This window comes from Streptomyces sp. NRRL S-495, from assembly GCF_000966955.1.
GTDB lineage: Bacteria > Actinomycetota > Actinomycetes > Streptomycetales > Streptomycetaceae > Kitasatospora > Kitasatospora purpeofusca.
Genome location: NZ_JZWY01000093.1, coordinates 1 through 387, shown reverse-complemented (window position 1 = coordinate 387; position 387 = coordinate 1). Strand labels below are relative to the sequence as shown.

The window sequence follows — 387 nt, the reverse complement described above, 5'->3', positions numbered from 1 at the left end:
CGTCGGGGGCGGGCGCGGGCACCGGGCGCTCGCCGGACTCGGGACCGCCGCCCGCCGGGGCGATCGGCAGGGCCGCCGGGAGCGCCGGCGTGGGCGCGGCGGGCAGCTCGGCCATCGGTCTCGGTGCGGGCCGGGCCTCGGCGGGGGCCGGCACGGGGACGGGCGCGACGGCGGCGACCGGGCTCACCTGGGCCCCCGGCCCCGACCCGCCGGGCACACCGGGCAGGCCGGTGCCGCCGAGCGGCCGCGGCGGGGCCAGCTCGCCCAGGCCGGTGCCGACCGGCTGCGGTGCGCCTTCGCGGCGGTCGCCGTCGGGGGTGACGGGCACGGCGCCGTCCGGCAGCGCCGGGGCCGCCGACGGCAGTGCGGGCAGTGCGGCGGGCGTAC

1 pseudogene is annotated in these 387 nt (G+C 85.8%); it reads right to left on the bottom strand.

The features are described from left to right. Positions 1-387: pseudogene (locus VR45_RS06950) on the bottom strand (hypothetical protein); the annotation flags it as partial.